Source organism: Flavobacterium sp., from assembly GCF_035299005.1.
GTDB lineage: Bacteria > Bacteroidota > Bacteroidia > Flavobacteriales > Flavobacteriaceae > Flavobacterium.
Genome location: NZ_DATGXL010000008.1, coordinates 1 through 18,741, shown reverse-complemented (window position 1 = coordinate 18,741; position 18,741 = coordinate 1). Strand labels below are relative to the sequence as shown.

The window sequence follows — 18,741 nt, the reverse complement described above, 5'->3', positions numbered from 1 at the left end:
GCATTTCTTAACTCTCTGATAACAAGGATTTAATACACAAAAGTTTTTTGAAGTTTTACCACAAAGAAAGCAATGTTCTTATTATACCTATATATATAGTGTAGTTGCAGGTTTCAAATTTAATGCTGAAGATTGTTGCTTAACTGACTTAAACAATAGTTAACCGCTCTGGAGATTCTTGTTATTAGGAATGATAGCAGCTAAAAAACTTAATCTTGTTTTTTGGCTTTTTCTTCCCACAACTTGTTTAGTGCGGGTACATCTATAGGTGTAGAAGCTTCTTGCTTGGTTAACATTTTCTGTTCAAAAGCGGTTGCTAATATGTTTTCGATATGAAAATCTTCTTGAACGGTATAAGGTTTATATTCCGTTCGGAGGTTGATATCAAATAATCTGGCGGTTGAATTTGCCCAAAAGGCTTTCCAACCACTTTTGTATTCTTTAATTAGATCAAATGTAGATTGCCCAGTTTGTCTATGGATTAACTTCACCAAAATTTGTCCGTCTTTGCGGGATAACTTTTTTAATCTTGGTTCAAATTCTTCTTCTAAGTACTTTTCTACAATTTTAAAATACTTCTTCTTTTCTTTATTGGTTTTCAGTTTAGCCATTGTAGCATTTAACTGCGTCAACTTATCGGCAGTTAACTTTGCATACGGATATACTTTATAAACTCTCCTTTTTAGAATTAAAAAATTCTTTCTATCGTCGCTAACACTATATTCTCCATTGGGTAAAATTTTGATTTCATTCAAATCGATAGAATAAAATATGGCAGAATCTTGTGCAGTTAACTTAATAGTGTCTTGCTGCGTTTGAGCCTTGCTGTTAAAAGCGGTGAATACTAAAAGGATGCTTACTAAATATTTCATAAATGGTCTTTTTGATTGTTTTTAATTCCTTATACCTAATCCAATATCAAAAAGTAAACCAAAAATATTGAAATATTATGTAACTCTAAAGACTTATTTCTATTTTAGCAAAAAATTACATTATAATATGAGTACAAAATCGATATTAAAGAAGTCGTCGATGGCTTTTTTGGAAAATTATTTGAATAATGCTTCGCCTACAGGATATGAATCGGAAGGGCAAAAAATTTGGATGGAGTATTTAAAACCTTATGTGGATACCTTTATTACCGATACCTATGGAAGTGCTGTAGGTGTTATTAATCCAGATGCTCCTTATAAAGTAGTAATTGAAGGGCATGCCGATGAAATTTCGTGGTATGTGAATTATATTACCGATGACGGTTTAATCTACGTGATTAGAAACGGAGGTTCGGATCATCAGATTGCGCCATCGAAGCGTGTGAACATTCATACTAAGAAAGGCATTGTGCGTGGTGTTTTTGGTTGGCCAGCGATTCATACTAGAGGAAGAAGCGGAAAAGCAGAAGAAACTGCAAAAATTGAAAACATCTTTATTGATTGTGGTTGCTCTACCAAAGCCGAAATTGAAGCATTGGGCATTCATGTAGGTTGTGTGATTACCTATCCTGATAATTTTGAAGTATTAAACAACGATAAATTTGTATGTAGAGCCATTGACAACCGCATGGGTGGTTTTATGATTGCCGAAGTGGCACGCTTATTAAAAGAGAACAAAAAGAAATTACCGTTTGGCTTGTACATCGTGAACTCGGTGCAGGAAGAAATTGGTTTGCGTGGTGCCGAAATGATTACCCAACGCATTAAACCCAACGTTGCCATAGTAACCGATGTTTGCCACGATACTACTACACCTATGATTGACAAGAAAATTGAAGGTGATTTAAAAATGGGACGCGGCCCTGTGATTGCCTACGCTCCTGCTACACAAAACGTGTTACGTGAAATGATAGTAGACACAGCAGTGGAAAACAAAATACCGTTCCAACGCCATGCGACTTCTAGAGTAACAGGAACCGATACCGATGCTTTTGCCTACAGCAATGGCGGAGTTGCCTCAGCTTTGATTTCGTTACCGTTGCGTTATATGCACACTACAGTAGAAATGGTACACAAAGAAGACGTAGAAAACGTAATTAAATTGATTTACGAAAGTTTATTGAAAATTGAAAACAACGAAACGTTTAGTTATTTTAAGAAATAAAAACGTCAGTTCGAGTGTTTTTTATGGAGTGAAGCAAAATAAAACTTCTCGATACGCTTCGCACTCGAAGTGACGTGTATCGAGAACCGTTTTTTACAACTAACACCCAAAATCCTCATTTGTTTGAGGATTTTTTTTTTTGCAATACACTTAAAATTTAACATTTGCTACAGAAAATCTACAGCAATTTATTGGTGAGGGTTTTTTAAATTGCGATTTGAAAAAACAGTAAGTTATTTATGATATTTACTAGTTACAGAAAAACCTTATGACAAACGAAACGTAAAAACTAACATAAACTAATGAAGACAAAACTTTTGAATATTAAATTTGTTACCTGGATTGATAAGAAAATAACATAATTAATATTTTAGTTTAACATTTCGAGTTGAAAATATGTTTTTAGTTAAATATTCATATAGTTGAATGAAGCGGAGAAATAAGCCGAACAGGAACTGTAAAAGATAGTAGGCAAAACTTAAAAAACGTAAAAATGAAACATTTAAAATTAACACTTTTCTCTTTAATTGCACTTTTTGTTAGTGCTACAATGTTTGTAAGTTGTTCAAACGACAACGAAACAATAACAAACGAAACTGCAAATAAAAAAGTAGATTCATTTCTAAAATCATTTTATTCAAAGGATTATGTCTTTGGTCAAAGTGCAAAAATAAACCCTAACTCACAAATTTCCGCGATGGCGCGTACTGCTACATCTGAAGAAGTTGAATTAACCGAAGTTTTTGTAAATAATGAAACTATAGCACGAGGTTATATAATAACAGACAAGAATACTGGAGAATTTTTATACTTTATTGATGTAGATAGAGACACTTATACTTTAACTTCATTAGACGTTAAAAATAGTGAGCAAAAAACTTTCAACAATATTGATGAAATTTATAATTATTTCAGCACTAATGAATTTGACTTTATTGAAATTGCTTTAGACGATAGCAATTCAACAGGCACAACTGACAGAAGATTTTGGGGTTCACAAATCTCTTATGGTGCACCATTTGAAGGCATTGATGGTAATTGCTATCAAGGTGTTTATTCAACATACTATGTTTTTGGTATTGCTGTAAGTGGTCCAAAAGCTGTTCTAAATGATAATGGTAGTAATGCATATGTGCCTTGTGGTACAGAATATCAACCATAAAATATTTCAAAATAAACTATGAGTTATATTTTAATTATAACTCATAGTTATATAAATCAAAAATTCTATGATAAAAAAGATTTTATTCTTCATATTATTTTATAATATCTCATATTCTCAGAGTTTTATTATTTTAGATGATGAAACACTTGAATTTATAGAAAACGTAAACTATAATTTATTTTTAAATAAAACTAAAATATATTCAAATGTTTGTAATATTGAAGGTCAAACCACTCTACCTAAACAGATTGTTTATGACTCAATAAGTTTTCATTCATTAAATTATAATATTTTAGGGTTAAGAAAAGAAAGTATATCACAAACTATTTTATTATCAAAAAAAATTATAACTCTTGATGAAGTAGTTATTAGTTCTAACAACATAAAAGAAATCACATTAGGTGAAAAGAACAGATTTATTAAAAGATATAGCAGTTCATTTTTAAAAACCCCTAAATTTGGTTGTGTATTTCATAATCAAACTTCAACCGATTTATTTTTAAAAAAAGTAGGGTTTTATGTTGAAAAAGTTAAATATAAGACAGCATACAAAATAAATTTCTATAAATTTAAACAATCACCAGTAGAAATTGGTCATCAGAAAAAAATCATTAATGAATTAATTTTTGCTACAGATACTTTATTTTTAGAACCTACACAAAAAAATCAAATCACAGCTATATTAACATCTAATTATAGGTTAGAAAAAAATGAATCTATTTTTGTGGATATTCAACTAATAAACTATTATGATAATAACGAAAATATAATTCAACCTAATATTGAAGATGAAACTAAGTTAAAATTTCAACTTTCAAATAAAACTAATTATTACTCTAAGATGGTGAATCACTCAACAGGTGAATACACTTTAGATTATGTAAACATAAATGCTATGATTAATTATGATTTTGCAAATCGATTTTTTAAAAAACCACATAAAAGTAACTTGGTAACACCTGCAATGATTTTATATACTACAATTAATCCATAAAAGGCTTCCTGTAAAAGGCGTTTGGCAAGATTGCACCGCTCCCGCGCGAATCCCTTCGCGTGGCAAAATAAAAAAAATCCAGCTTTCGCGGGATTTTCTTTTATCTTCTTTTACGGGCGTCGTTGACCAATTTTATATTTTCTTCTGATTTTTAAAATTGAAAAGTTAAATGATAGGAATTTGTAAAAGAATTATTATTTTTATTGACTGCAAAACTATAGGGAAGTTTTGTGTAAAAGTATAAGACAATGTATTGTCGGTTAAACCTCTTCATTATAAAATAGAAACATGAAAAAAACAATTTTTACGCTTTTAACCTTTACAATGGCAATTTTGTCATTTGGGCAAAACAACTATAATAATCAACTTATTAAACTTGGTAAAAGTTATAAAGATTATATGTTTCGTAATGAGCCGAACAAAAATTTTATAAAAGAATTGAAAACCAACGTTCCTGAAAATTTAATAATGGCAAACGATTTTATCGTTCAGACCATAACAACAAAAAACAAAATATTAAGTCAGCCTTACATTTCAAGACCTGATGATGCAGTTTTAAAACAAATTTTCATTATTCAAGAAATCAATCAAAATTACAGAAGAGAAGATCAAATTGATAATAACAAATTGATTGATAGTTTACAATCAAAAGAAATTCCTACTTACGAATTAGTTGACAATTACTACGATATGTTATTTACAGCCGTAGGAAATAAAAACCAACCTTTTAATCTTTCAAAAAACGATTTTAAACTGAATAGTTATAATTTGAAAGACGAAACCGAAAAAGGAATTTTCTTCTTACAATGTATGAGTTATTGTGGTACTTCAATTTGGGGTTATATTAATATTCCAAAACCTGCTAATACAAAAACTGCACTGGAATACATTAATAAATTTCCAAAATTTAATGGTCAACCCTATTATCAATACACGGATTTTTATTTCAAAGATTTTGAAATGCTTATTATAACAGACAATGGAAAAGAAAGTTACAAAGGGTATTACATAAACAAATATTATGAAACCCTATTAAATCATTTATTTTGCTTAATCAAAGAAGAAAGTACAGAAAAAGAAAAGAATAATTTATTACTAGGTTCTATTTTAAAAGACAGTAATCTTTACAAATACACAAAATTAAAAGATACTCTTGAACAAATTTTTGAAGCAAAGAAAAGAGATTAGATTTGTATTGTTACTAAAAAAATCCTTCACACCCTATTTAACAGTCAATTTACTATTGGCTGTTTTTTTTAACTTTTGTTTCACTACAATTGGCAAAGTCAACAGATTTTAAGGCATTTCATCGATTTGTTTTTGAAACTCTGTTAAAAGTTCTAAAATTCGTGCTGTAAATAACCCCCTACCTATCTGAATTTAACGCTAAGATTTTGTTTTAATCCATTTAAAAAAATCTTTTTGTTAGTTATGAGAACATGTTGCCTTTTTATTGTATTATTCTTTCCATTTTTTCTACATGCGCAAGTGGGAATTGGAACTACTTCACCAACCGAAGAATTAGACGTTAATGGTGATTTAAGAGTAAGAGGATTGTCAAACGGTTCTGGAATGACCACACCTGTTTCGGTTTTACCCGACGGAACATTAGTTACCACTTTTACAAGCAACACGGCACCTGGCACAAAATTCGTAGGCTTTTTAGCTTCTGATATTGCACTTGATACTGATTTTGGTTTCAAAGATATTGTATTATCAACTGAGCTTATTGATGTATTGGGTGAATACAACAACACTACCGGAAGATATTCTCCCATAGTTACGGGTTATTATAAAATTTCAATGGATTTTGACATTGGAGATTATTCCAGCGACACCGAAGATTTAGATATTTTGATAGGATTGTGGGATTTCACCGCAAATCAATGGGTTTTAAGAAGAACATTCAAACACCGTGACAATAATAATTCGGGGATGACGGCAGGAAGAAATGAAAGTTATGGTATTTCAAATTATTTGCAATTACAAGTGGGACATTCCTACGGCTTTAGAATTTTCTCCGATTATGCGTCTTTTGTAACTAGAGATGCTAAATTAAAATTTCAAAATAGCGGCTCTACTGGAACATCATTATCCACAAGCTTTTCGGTAGAGAAAGTACTTTAATAAAAAAAATCCCAAATGATTCATTTGGGATTTTTTTATGTTATCTATTCTGTAAATAATTCAAAACGTTTTTCTCAATTCTTTCATTGATGTTGGAAATATCCGCTTTTACGAATTTTTCTCCAATGATGTTTTCGAATAACTCAATGTAGCGTTCCGAAACTGTTTCGATGTATTCGTCTGACATAAACGGAATTTGTTGGCCTTCTTTGCCTTGGAAACCGTTTTCAATTAACCAACGACGCACAAACTCTTTTGACAATTGCTTTTGCTCTTCGTTGTTGTTTTGTCTTTCTTGATAACCTTCTGCGTAGAAATAACGCGAAGAATCTGGTGTGTGGATTTCGTCGATTAATACGATTTGTCCGTCTTTTGTTTTCCCAAACTCGTATTTGGTATCTACTAAAATTAAACCGCGAGAAGCTGCAATTTCAGTTCCTCTTTGGTATAACGCTCTGGTGTATTTTTCTAAAATTAGGTAATCTTCTTCCGTTACGATGCCGTTGGCTAAAATAGCTTCGCGCGAAATATCTTCGTCGTGCGAACCGTTATCCGCTTTGGTCGTTGGCGTGATGATTGGTGTTGGAAATTTATCGTTTTCTTTTAAACCTTCTGGCATTTCCACCCCACAAAGAACTCTTCTTCCTGCTGCATATTCACGCGCTGCATGTCCTGATAAATACCCACGAATGACCATTTCTACTTTGAACGGCTCACATAAATGTCCTACTGCCACGTTTGGATCTGGAGTGGCTACTAACCAATTGGGTACAATATCAGACGTTAATTCCATGAACTTTGTCGCAATTTGATTCAAGATTTGTCCTTTGTAAGGAATACCTTTAGGCAAAACTACATCAAAAGCCGAAAGACGGTCGGTGGCAACCATCACTAATAATTCATCGTTGATATTGTAAACTTCTCTAACTTTTCCGCGGTACACCGATTTTTGACCTGGAAAATTGAAATTGGTAGTCGTAATTGTGTTCATTATGTTGTGTTGTTGTTTTATTCCGCTACGCTCCATACAGTTCGGCTCGCCTCGGGTGTGTTGTGAAGTGCAAAAGTAATTTGTTATGAAGAGATAAACAAGAAAATTAGAAAATATAAAACCCATTGATTCAAACTAGTAATCAATGGGTTTTACGTTAGAATTGTTTTCATATTCTTATTTTGGTGCAACTATATTTTTTTCATTGCTTTTGATTGCTAATTGTGTTTCTTTTGCTGCAACAGGACCATAAGGCAAGCGAAGCCCTACATGTTCTGATGTGATATTTCCTTGTGCATCTTTATCGTCTGCACGGTTGGCAACTATGTGCCATGAGAATTTAGTGTTGCTGGTTCCGCTAGCTAATTCTTTTACTTTGAAACCGTTTCTTGATTTGTCGGTAACAAAAACGCCGTTGCAATCGCCTTCTAATTGAATAAACACTTTCAACGGATGGCTGTCATCGATAAATAAAGCCTCTTTTAAAACTTCGTCTATTGGAACATAAACTTCTCCATTGATCAATTCGGCAGTACCGTAATCTTCAAATAAAATTTCAGGAGCTTCTGGTGAAAACAATACGCGTGGTTTATTTTCTTTATCCATTATCATGGTAGAATTGGTTCCGTTTCCAATAATTTTATAATTGGTTCCACCGCCACCAGCAGCCGTTGCATTGTATTTGATTCCGACGTAAGCATACGATTGACCTGCTCCAACGCCACCATTAAAATAACCACCATACAAACTTCTACGATTGGCCAAAACACCATCGGGAGAAATATTATCGATTCCAGCTATTTTAGCAAAGGCACTAGAATTTAAAGTCGCAACATTGTTATCAGAATCTAGTCCAAACCCACCAGCACAATTGGTATAATGGGCTGCATTATTAGGATTTCCAAAACCGTTGGAACCATAAACCCCTACAAACGGACCCGAACCTGCAACTCCAGCTCCTGTACTTGGGAAAATACTTGCGCCAGGACCAGCACCACCTAAAATGGCTGTTCCACTATTGTTAACATTAGTACCCCAAAAGGCATTGCCTACATTATCATTATTAGCGCCATGAACTGCATCGTTTCCGGCTCCTGTAGTTGTAACATAAAGTTTTGTGAATGCGTCACCAGCAGAATTAATGGCAACATTTCCATCTGAGCGAACAACAGCTCGTTGAAGATTATTTGTTCTAAGAATTAAGTTTTGATTGTCTGTAGTACCTAAGAAATTTGTGGCAGGATTTGTTCCTGAGTTTCCTAATAAAGACCAATCGCGTCCTCCAGTACCATCTAATGCAACCCATTGCGTTCCATCCCAAAAGTAAAAGCCTGGAGATACATTAAGCGGAGCAGCTCCACTTGTATTTGTGTTAAAAACCAGAGTTCCGTTTGCAAGTGCACCGCCTTGAGGATTTACAACGGGTAGTGCGACATTTCGAGCAGTTAGCGCTACTCTGGAAACTAAAACACCTTGAGTATTTGAATTAATATCTAAAAAGGCTTGTGGGGTAACAGTGCCAATACCCACCTGAGCGTTAATCGTATAGCAACATAGTAACGCAATTAATGTTAAGTAATTTTTTTTCATAAAAAAGGGGAATTAGGTTCATTTTTTGTTTGTTTAAGATTTAATATTTCAAATTTAACATTTATTTATATTTTTTATCGATATTGAAAACATTTTTTATCAAATAGAATTTATTTTTTAGTATTGTTTATTTTTTTAACATATTTGATAAATATAAACCAAAAACAAAACACTAAAAGGTCTGACTTTTAAAGAATTGCTATAAAAAACAAAAAACAGCTATAAATAGCTGTTTTTCAATTATATAATTATATTAAACTTCTAATCATTATTTTCAATACTCTTATACGCATCAATTATTTTCTTCACTAGTCTGTGACGGACAATATCTTTATCATCTAAATAGATAATTCCTACCCCTTCCACATCTTTTAGAATCAGAATAGCTTCTTTTAAACCTGAGATTGTTCTTCGAGGCAAATCCACCTGACCTGGGTCGCCTGTAATCATGAATTTGGCGTTTTTTCCCATACGGGTTAAAAACATTTTCATTTGTGAATGTGTAGTGTTTTGCGCTTCATCTAAAATCACGAACGCATTATCTAACGTACGACCACGCATAAAAGCCAACGGTGCAATTTGAATAATTCCTTTTAAAATATAATCTTCCAAAGTTTGTGGTGGCAACATATCGCGCAACGCATCATACAATGGTTGCATATATGGGTCAAGCTTTTCTTTCATGTCTCCTGGAAGAAAACCTAAATTCTCACCTGCTTCTACTGCTGGGCGCGTTAAAATAATTCGTTTGACTTGTTTTTCTTTTAATGCTTTTACAGCCATAGCAACACCTGTGTAGGTTTTTCCTGTTCCAGCGGGACCAATAGCAAATACCATATCATTTTTGTGAATGGTGTCTACTAATTTTTGCTGATTAGGCGTCATTGCTTTAATTAGCTTACCTCCTATTCCATGCACTAAAATTTTATCTCTGTCGTGCATGTGGTGTACATCATGTTGATGACTAGTTTCTAATACTCTTAGAATTACATTATCATCTATACTATTGTATCTAGAAAAGTGATGCATCAATCTCCTGAAACGCGTTTCAAATTCATCCAAAATCTCTGCTTCGCCAAAAGCTTTTAAAGTAGTGCCTCTGGCTACAATTTTTAATTTTGGATAATACTTCTTAATGGTTTCAAGATGAGCATCTTGCGCACCCCAAAATTCTTTTGGAGCGATGTCGATTAATTCAATGACTCTTTCGTTCAAAGGCTTTCTTTTTTTAATTATTTTTGAAACGCTAAAATTATAGTAGCTTTGCAATCAAATTTAGTAAAAACTACTGTTGCTTTTCAAATAAGTTATAAACAAAAAAATGTCAATAATTACGCTAACTACCGATTTTGGACACAAAGACTACTTTGTAGGTGCTTTGAAAGGAAAAATTTTATCGGAATTAAAAGAAGCTGTCCTTGTTGATATTTCGCATGATATTGACTTATTCAACACATTAGAAGCCAGTTACTGCATAGAAGCGGCTTATTCTAATTTTCCAAAAGGTACCATTCATATTATAGGTGTTGACAGCGAAAGAGTTGCCGATACCCAACACATTGCTTTGCAATGGGACGATCATTTTTTTATTTGTGCCGATAACGGTATTTTGAATGCACTACTTCAAAAAAAAGTGGCTCAGAAAATTGTTGCCATCAATATACACGATAGATTGCACAACAATGCTAGCGACATGGATGTTTTTGTAGCCGTGGCTTGTCATATTGCGCGTGGTGGTTTATTGAATGTGATTGGAAAAGAAATAACCGAGTTGAAAAACGTAAATGCTGCAAGCACGATTGTTTCGAATGATTTAACAACCTTAAAAGGACAAATTATTTACATTGACTCGTTTGGAAATTGTGTAACCAATATTTCGCAAAAACAATTTATTGATGTAGCTCGAAATAGAGCCTATGAAATTCAGGTGAAGAATAAGAAAATCAACCGAATCCATAAAAGCTATTCCGATTTTCCAATAGTAGAGAACAAGCAATTGAAAGATTTTGAAGGCGATTTTTTGGCTCTTTTTAATGAAAATGGTTTCCTCGAAATCGCAATTTATAAAAGCAATCCAAAAACCGTAGGCTCGGCTTCAACCCTATTGGGCTTGAAATTTAGAGACATGATTACTATCGAATTTAAAAATTAAAAAAATGTTTATAAGAATTGTAAAAATGCGCTTCCACGAAGATAAAATTGAAGCTTTTTTAAATAATTTTGAAGAAGTGAAACAGCATATTCGAAATTTTGAAGGCAATCAGTTTTTAGAATTGTACCAAGATAAAAACGACCAACGCATTTTCTTTACTTACAGTTATTGGGAAAACGAAGCTGCATTAGAAAAATATAGAAACTCTACACTATTTAACGAAGTTTGGAGTTATACTAAAACCCTGTTCAGCGACAAACCTGAAGCATGGAGTGTGGATCGATTGGTTACTTTAGAATAAAACAGTTAAACAAATAAACGTTTAAACAGTTAAACAATAAAAAATGAAAGCATTATTATTACGAGAAATTAAATCCTTTTTTGGTTCGCCGATAGGTTATTTAGTGATCGCTATTTTTCTTTTACTCAACGGCCTATTTCTTTGGGTGTTTGAAGGCGAGTTCAACATTCTAAACTCGGGTTTTGCCGATATGAGTCCGTTTTTTAAATTAGCACCTTGGATTTTAATCTTCTTGATTCCTGCAGTAACCATGCGTAGTTTTTCGGATGAAAAAAAGCAAGGAACCATTGAATTGCTGTTTACCAAGCCGCTTTCAAATTGGGACATTGTCAATGGAAAATTCTTTGGCGCTTTTATTTTAATTGTTTTGGCTATTGTACCTACTATAATTTATGTCCTAACAATTTCGCATTTTGGAAATCCACAAGGTAATATTGACATGGGAAGTACATTAGGTTCTTATTTTGGATTGTTATTCTTAATTGCGGCATACACTGCTATTGGCGTTTTTACCTCAACCTTATCTGACAATCAAATTGTGGCTTTTATTATTGCTGTTTTTTGTTGTTTCTTTTTCTATTTTGGGTTTGATGGTTTGGGTTCATTCTTTGGAAGTTATAATACAGTATTTGCAAGTTTGGGTATGGATTTTCATTTTAAAAGTATGAGCCGTGGTGTGTTAGATACACGTGATATCATTTATTTCATTAGTGTGACATTTCTTTTTTTATCAGCAACTGTTTATCAACTTAAATCTTTGAAATGGTAATGAAAGAGAACAAATCAAAAGCTTTAAAACAATTCGGAATTGTATTTTTAGCGATTATCGTTATCAATTTAATCAGCAACTTCTTTTTCAAACGTTTTGACTTAACGCAAGACAAACGTTATACTTTATCAGAAACGACTTTAAACATTATCAAAACAGTGGATAGTCCGTTGTATATTGATGTGTATTTAGAAGGAAATTTTCCACCAGAGTTCAAGCGTTTGCAAAATGAAACCAAGCAATTGTTAGAGGAATTTTCTGCTTATAATTCAAACATTGTTTTCCAATTCAAAAATCCAATTGAGAAGGAAGAAATGCGTGTTGAAGTCATGAAGCAATTCTATGAAAGAGGCATGCAACCATTAAGCATTACTGTGGAAGACAAAGGAAAGCAATCACAAGAAGTTGTTTTTCCATGGGCACAAGCGACATATGGCGACAAATTTACAAAAGTGAGTTTGTTGAAAAACTTGATGGGTGCTTCAACCGAAGAAAAAGTCATCAGTTCGGTACAGCATTTAGAATTTGGTTTTGCAGAAGCCATCAATAAAATCTCAAAAGACAAGCAAAAGAAAATTGCCGTTATCAAAGGGAATGGCGAGTTGCATGATGCCTTTATCGCTGATTTTGTGAAGTCGGTTCGAGAGAGTTATTACATTGGCACATTTACATTGGATTCTGTAGCCAAACAACCTACCCAGAGTTTAGAAGCCTTAAAAAAATATGACTTAGCCATCATTGCAAAACCTACTGAAGCATTCACAGAAGCAGAAAAACAAGTGCTCGATCAATTCGTCATCAACGGTGGGAAAACACTTTGGTTAGTTGATGCGGTTTCGGCAGACATGGACAGCATGTACAACGAAACGGGTACTATTTTAGCACACCAACGGGAGTTGAATTTAACCGATATGTTCTTCAAATATGGTATTCGTATGAATCCATTATTGATTAAAGACGAACAAGCGACACCTATCAAAATTGCTACTGGAAATCAAGGAAGTGAAACCCAATTGCAAGAATATTTTTGGAAATTTTCGCCATTTATTTATCCTTCTTCTACCAACCCTATTGTTAAAAACATGGAAGGGATTAAGTATGAATTTGCTTCCCCAATCGAATTACTAAAAAATGATTTAAAGAAAACTGTACTATTAAGTTCGTCTGAATATTCAAAACCTATTGGAACACCTACGCCGATTTCATTAGACCTCGTAACGGAAGAAACCACACCTGAAGAATATGAAGGAAAAGGATTACTTCCTGTAGCAGTGCTGTTAGAAGGAAAATTTAAATCGGCTTACCAAAACAGAGTCTTACCTTTTGACGACAAAACTTTTCAAGCGGTTGGAAAAGACAATAAAATGATTGTAATTTCTGATGGTGATGTTATCAAAAACCAATTGGACAAAGGGGCGCCATTAGAATTAGGTTTTGACAAATGGACCAATCAATTATACGGAAATAAAGAGTTTTTAATGAACTGTGTGAATTATCTGTTAGATGATAACGGACTTATTAACATCCGAAGTAAAGACGTAGACTTGCCTTTATTAAATAAAGAAGAAGTTTATAAAAATTATACGATGGCTCAAATGATAACTGTCGGATTACCAATAGTTCTTTTGGCTATCTTTGGATTTTTATTCACTTTTTTACGCAAAAGAAAATATAGCCGCTAGTTGTTGATAATTTGTTTTTGCATTTGAGCAGAATTAGAATATATTTGTGAAATATAAAATCTAACTAACGATTTTAAAATACAAGATGATGAAGTTTATAGTATCGAGTTCGTATTTATTAAAACAATTACAAGTTTTAGGTAGTGTTATCAACAGTAGCAACACGTTGCCTATTCTTGATAATTTCCTTTTTGAATTAGATAATAATTTATTAAAAGTTTCGGCTTCTGATTTAGAAACCACCATGACAGCTACTTTAGAAATTGATTCTAAAAGTCAAGGAAGTGTGGCTATTCCAGCAAAACTTTTATTGGATATTTTAAAAACATTTCCTGAGCAACCGTTGACATTTACTGTAGAAGATAATTCTACGGTAGAAATTAGTTCTAACTCTGGAAAATATGCCATTGCTTATGCCCCAGGAGAAGAGTTTCCTAAAGCAGTAGTTTTAGACGATCCTTCAAAAACGGTTGTTCCTGCAGAAGTATTAGCTACTGCGGTAAGCAAAACAATCTTTGCGGCTGGAAACGATGATTTACGCCCTGTAATGAGTGGTGTTTTCTTCCAATTTTCACCAGAAGGTTTAATCTTTGTAGCTACAGATGCTCACAAGTTAGTAAAATATGCACGCACTGATGTAAAAGCATCACAAGTAGCGGATTTTATCATGCCTAAGAAACCTTTAAACATTTTAAAAGGAATTTTAGCAGCTTCTGACGCTGAAGTTTCAATTGAGTACAACGATTCTAATGCAACATTCTCTTTTGAGAATTATGTATTGACTTGTCGTTTAATTGATGGAAAATATCCAAACTATGAAGCGGTTATTCCTAAAGAAAACCCAAACAAATTATTAATCAACAGAGTTCAGTTTTTAAACTCAGTGCGTCGTGTGGCTATCTTTGCTAACAAGACTACGCACCAAATTCGTTTAAAGATTGCTGGTACCGAATTGAATATTTCTGCAGAGGACATTGACTATTCAAACAAAGCAGACGAACGTTTGACTTGTGACTACCAAGGAGACGATATGCAAATTGGGTTTAACTCACGTTTCTTAACTGAAATGTTGAATAATTTATCAAGTGATGAAATCCAATTGGAAATGTCAATGCCAAACCGTGCTGGAATTTTAACCCCAGTAGATGGCTTAGACGATGGCGAAACAGTAACAATGCTTGTAATGCCTGTAATGTTAAGTAACTAAAAGCCGTATCAAATACAATTTATAAGGCTTTCAAAATAACTATACCAACCCTTAACTTAAAAACCACTTAGCTAATTTGCGAAAGTGGTTTTTTAATTTTAATTATTCATGCAATACAAGTACGGGTATTGCTGTACTATATGACATTTTCTTAGCAAAACCTGTAGTGAACAAATCGGCAAAGAAACTTTTTTTATACGTTAGCATTGCCAGAACATCTATATTTTGATTGTCTATAAAATCTAGGATTGTTTCTTCAATGTCTTCACTTGGAATACTAAAAAACTGTACCGGTTCATTTACAAATTCATTTTTCCATTCATTCACAGTGGTTTCTTTTACGTCAGAAGTTTCTGTTTTTACATGCAGGCATTTCACTTTTGCTTTTGTTTTTTTAGCAATGCTAATTACTTTTTTTAAAGCGTCTTTGTCTTTTTCTCTAAATCGGGTGGTAAAACCTATGGTTTCAATTTGGTCATAATTTGCGCCAAATGGTACACTTAATACGGGAACATTAATTGCAGCTAACACTTCGCCGGTTTTAGACCCTAAAAAGAGTTCTTTCCAGCCTGTTGCGCCCGAAGTTCCCATGACTACAAAATCAATCGCATCTTCTGCAACGGCTTGTTTAATACAATCAATTACGTCGCCTTGAATTAATCGGTGCGATAATTTGATGTTTTCTAAATTTCTTTCCGTTGCAATGGCTCTCAGTTTTGGAACTTCGTCTTTAAACATTCCATATTTTGAAAGGGTAACAGACTCAAAAACAGCCTCATAATTTTGAGGGAAAAACTGATTATCAAGTGTAGGTAGTTCAAACGAATGCAAAAGAATAATCTCTCCATTTACAATTTTAGCCAATTCTAAAGCATGTACAAACACACTATTTGCAGCTTCAGAAAAATCAGTTGGGAAAAGAATTTTTTTCATGACTATAACTATTAATTTAGTCCTATAAAGTTAACTCATTAAAACCACAAAAAGAATGATAACCATCATATTTACAATAATTTAACACAGATTTATCACTTAGAAAGTAATTGATAATCCAAGTGTAAATTGAAGTCTCAAAGGCGAGAAGATTCTTTGGAACACAGATAGAAGAAATTTGAGGAAGCAGTATGAACTTTCATAGGTAATTTCTGTTGTGAATTTGTGGTAAGATTAGCACGCAGTTGAAACGGTTTTTTTTAAACGCAAAGAGCGCAAAGATGTTATGTGTTTTTTTTTCAAGTTTCAGGTTTCAGGTTTCAGATTTTAGGTTTGGAACACAGATCTAAGAAATCTTAGTAATTTTTAAAATCTATATGGGGAAATCTTAGAGAAATGTATTGACACGATTGTCATCCTGAGCTTGTCGAAGGCTAATGGAAAGGAATTTTCAAGTTTCAGGTTTCAGATTTTAGGTTTGGAACACAGATCTAAGAAATTTTAGTAATTTTTAAAATCTTTTTAATTGTTTAAAACACATAGGCACATTAGTTTTTCTTTGTGTTGGTTTTTAGGCGTTGCACTTGAATTGGAACGCTGATGATACGAGTTTGCTTTGCAAATCGCTGGTGGTGACGGATTTTTGATGTGGATGGTGTTGAGGGCGTTTCACTTGGATGGTTACGGATTTTTTAGGAACACAGATTGAAGGAATTTTAGAAATTTTTAAAATCTATATGGGGAAATCTTAGAGAAATGTATTGACACGATTGTCATCCTGAGCTTGTCGAAGGCTAATGGAAAGGAATTTTCAAGTTTCAGGTTTTAGGAACACAGTTAAAATAATCTTTAAAATCTTAAATACACTTAATTCAACGTAAGGTTGTGCTTATGCTTATATTCACTTATATGACTTATATTGTTAAATAAAAAAAATGTTTGGAACGCGGATGATATGGGTTTGGCTGATTACCGCGATTTTTTATTTAAACGCAAAGAGCGCTATGTTTTTCGCAAAGGACGCAATAGAAAGGCTATAACATTTTGTGAAACTTTGTGGTACTAAAAAAACTTCTAACTTCTAACTTCTAACTTCTGACTTTGATTTATCTTTGCAAACTAAAATTAGAACATGATTCCACAAGAAACCATAGTTGCATTGGCTACACCGTCTGGAGCGGGTGCGATTGCTGTTATTCGATTATCTGGTAGCGAGGCTATAACTATTGCCGCTGATGTATTTCAATCGGTTTCTGGGAAGGATATTACGAAACAGAAGACGCATACGATTCATTTAGGGCATATTGTCGAACCTTTGACAAGCTCAGGTCAGGCTGGTAAAGTGTATGACCAAGTGTTGCTTTCTATTTTCAAAGGGCCCAATTCGTATACGGGTGAAGATGTGATTGAAATTTCGTGTCACGGTTCTACTTTTATTCAACAACAAATAATTCAATTATTGCTTCGTAGAGGCGCTAAAATGGCTCAGGCAGGTGAATTTACCTTGCGTGCTTTTTTAAACGGGAAATTGGACTTATCGCAGGCGGAAGCGGTGGCTGACTTGATTGCTTCGGATAATGAAGCGAGTCACCAAATTGCGATGCAACAAATGCGTGGTGGTTTTAGTAACGAGATTGCTAAATTGCGTGAAGAATTATTGAATTTCGCTTCTTTAATTGAACTAGAACTTGACTTTGCCGAAGAAGATGTGGAATTTGCCGATAGAACGCAATTTCATGAATTATTAGAGCGTATCGAGTTTGTTTTGAAACGCTTGATTGATTCGTTTGCAGTGGGTAACGTTATCAAAAATGGTATTCCAGTTGCGATTGTGGGCGAACCGAATGTTGGGAAATCAACTTTATTGAATGCTTTATTGAATGAAGAGCGTGCTATTGTTTCTGACATTGCGGGAACGACTCGTGATACGATTGAAGATGAGTTGGTAATAGCGGGCATAGGTTTCCGATTTATTGATACAGCAGGGATTCGAGAAACGAAAGATGTGGTGGAAAGCATCGGGATTCAGAAGACGTTTGAGAAGATTGAGCAAGCGCAGGTGGTGTTATATTTAGTCGACAGTGTTCAGTGTTCAGAGAGCAGTTTGAACCGCTTAAAAATAGAAATTGAGAAAATTAAAAACAAATTCCCTTTAAAGCCTTTAGTTGTTGTGGCTAATAAATCCGATTTACTTTTGGGTGAACAAAAAAACAATATTCAAGCTACCATTGACCATATACTTTTCCTAAGTGCTAAACAGAAAGAAGGTATTGACGAACTTAAAAATACGTTGCTTTCTTTTGTGAATACGGGTGCGCTTAGAAATAATGAAACGATTGTGACCAACACGCGCCATTATGATTCACTTCTAAAAGCTTTGGAAGAGGTGCAGAAGGTGAAATGGGGCTTGGATTCTGGGCTTTCTTCTGATTTGATGGCGATTGATATTCGCTCTGCCCTACACTACTTTGGGGAGATTACTGGGGAGGTTACTAATGATGAGCTCTTGGGTAATATTTTTGCGAACTTTTGTATCGGGAAATAGATTGGCTTTGCACTTGAATTGGAACGCGGATGAAACGGGTTTGCTTTGCAAATCGCTGGTGGTGACGGATTTTTGATGTGGATGGTGTTGAGGGCGTTGCACTTCAATGGTAGCGGATTTTTAAGGAACACGGATTGGAGGAATTTTAGAAATTTTTAAAATCTATATGGGGGAAATCTTAAAGAAAT

Annotated in this window: 16 protein-coding genes; 11 read left to right on the top strand and 5 right to left on the bottom strand. The window is 33.7% G+C overall.

The genetic code is table 11. From position 1 onward, the window contains the following. Positions 1 to 209 precede the first annotated feature (209 nt). Positions 210 to 872, bottom strand: a complete 663-nt coding sequence (locus tag VK164_RS04890) for a DUF4294 domain-containing protein (protein ID WP_324208288.1) — start codon at positions 870 to 872, stop codon at positions 210 to 212. Positions 873 to 999: 127 nt separating this feature from the next. Here VK164_RS04890 and VK164_RS04885 point away from each other — a divergent pair, with 127 nt between their 5' ends. The 5 genes from VK164_RS04885 to VK164_RS04865 all read left to right on the top strand — a co-directional run bounded on the left by VK164_RS04885 (position 1,000) and on the right by VK164_RS04865 (position 6,383). After that, on the top strand, positions 1,000 to 2,097 hold the full coding sequence (locus tag VK164_RS04885; RefSeq protein ID WP_324208287.1) for a M42 family metallopeptidase: 1,098 nt from the start codon (positions 1,000 to 1,002) through the stop codon (positions 2,095 to 2,097). A 493-nt stretch (positions 2,098 to 2,590) separates the two neighbouring features. Beyond that, complete coding sequence (locus tag VK164_RS04880) at positions 2,591 to 3,259, top strand: hypothetical protein (protein WP_324208286.1); 669 nt, start codon at positions 2,591 to 2,593, stop codon at positions 3,257 to 3,259. 67 nt (positions 3,260 to 3,326) lie between these two features. Then, on the top strand, positions 3,327 to 4,256 hold the full coding sequence (locus VK164_RS04875; protein ID WP_324208285.1) for a hypothetical protein: 930 nt from the start codon (positions 3,327 to 3,329) through the stop codon (positions 4,254 to 4,256). A 288-nt stretch (positions 4,257 to 4,544) separates the two neighbouring features. Next, positions 4,545 to 5,444 carry a hypothetical protein gene (locus tag VK164_RS04870; protein ID WP_324208284.1) on the top strand — a complete coding sequence of 300 codons (900 nt, stop codon included), beginning with the start codon at positions 4,545 to 4,547 and terminating at the stop codon, positions 5,442 to 5,444. Between the two features lie 243 nt (positions 5,445 to 5,687). Further along, complete coding sequence (locus tag VK164_RS04865; RefSeq protein WP_324208283.1) at positions 5,688 to 6,383, top strand: hypothetical protein; 696 nt, start codon at positions 5,688 to 5,690, stop codon at positions 6,381 to 6,383. 40 nt (positions 6,384 to 6,423) lie between these two features. On the opposite strand, the gene VK164_RS04860 is transcribed toward VK164_RS04865, so the two are convergent. The 3 genes from VK164_RS04860 to VK164_RS04850 form a co-directional block, all read right to left on the bottom strand. Then, positions 6,424 to 7,374 (bottom strand): phosphoribosylaminoimidazolesuccinocarboxamide synthase, encoded by a 951-nt coding sequence (locus VK164_RS04860; protein ID WP_324208282.1) that lies wholly within the window; start codon positions 7,372 to 7,374, stop codon positions 6,424 to 6,426. Between the two features lie 177 nt (positions 7,375 to 7,551). After that, positions 7,552 to 8,964, bottom strand: coding sequence for a hypothetical protein (locus tag VK164_RS04855; protein WP_324208281.1), 1,413 nt, complete (start codon positions 8,962 to 8,964; stop codon positions 7,552 to 7,554). 261 nt (positions 8,965 to 9,225) lie between these two features. Further along, positions 9,226 to 10,179 carry a PhoH family protein gene (locus VK164_RS04850; RefSeq protein WP_324208280.1) on the bottom strand — a complete coding sequence of 318 codons (954 nt, stop codon included), beginning with the start codon at positions 10,177 to 10,179 and terminating at the stop codon, positions 9,226 to 9,228. Between the two features lie 106 nt (positions 10,180 to 10,285). On the opposite strand from VK164_RS04850, the gene VK164_RS04845 reads away from it, so the two are divergent. From VK164_RS04845 to dnaN, 5 genes are all read left to right on the top strand, one after another. Then, the gene (locus tag VK164_RS04845) at positions 10,286 to 11,116 is read left to right on the top strand and encodes an SAM-dependent chlorinase/fluorinase (protein ID WP_324208279.1); all 831 of its coding nucleotides are present in this window, start codon (positions 10,286 to 10,288) and stop codon (positions 11,114 to 11,116) included. Between the two features lie 4 nt (positions 11,117 to 11,120). Next, on the top strand, positions 11,121 to 11,417 hold the full coding sequence (locus tag VK164_RS04840; protein WP_324208278.1) for an antibiotic biosynthesis monooxygenase family protein: 297 nt from the start codon (positions 11,121 to 11,123) through the stop codon (positions 11,415 to 11,417). 43 nt (positions 11,418 to 11,460) lie between these two features. Next, positions 11,461 to 12,186, top strand: coding sequence for a gliding motility-associated ABC transporter permease subunit GldF (gene gldF, locus VK164_RS04835; protein ID WP_324208277.1), 726 nt, complete (start codon positions 11,461 to 11,463; stop codon positions 12,184 to 12,186). Next, a complete protein-coding gene (gldG, locus tag VK164_RS04830; protein ID WP_414655542.1) occupies positions 12,186 to 13,868 on the top strand; it encodes a gliding motility-associated ABC transporter substrate-binding protein GldG in 1,683 nt (560 codons plus the stop codon). The genes gldF and gldG overlap by 1 nt, the downstream gene beginning before the upstream one ends. A gap of 88 nt (positions 13,869 to 13,956) precedes the next feature. Further along, positions 13,957 to 15,075, top strand: coding sequence for a DNA polymerase III subunit beta (gene dnaN / locus VK164_RS04825; RefSeq protein WP_324208275.1), 1,119 nt, complete (start codon positions 13,957 to 13,959; stop codon positions 15,073 to 15,075). A gap of 102 nt (positions 15,076 to 15,177) precedes the next feature. Here the strand turns inward: dnaN and VK164_RS04820 are convergent, their stop codons facing one another. Next, positions 15,178 to 16,008, bottom strand: coding sequence for a universal stress protein (locus VK164_RS04820; protein WP_324208274.1), 831 nt, complete (start codon positions 16,006 to 16,008; stop codon positions 15,178 to 15,180). 1,132 nt (positions 16,009 to 17,140) lie between these two features. On the opposite strand from VK164_RS04820, the gene mnmE reads away from it, so the two are divergent. Next, positions 17,141 to 18,553, top strand: a complete 1,413-nt coding sequence (mnmE, locus tag VK164_RS04815; protein WP_324208273.1) for a tRNA uridine-5-carboxymethylaminomethyl(34) synthesis GTPase MnmE — start codon at positions 17,141 to 17,143, stop codon at positions 18,551 to 18,553. Positions 18,554 to 18,741: the final 188 nt, after the last annotated feature.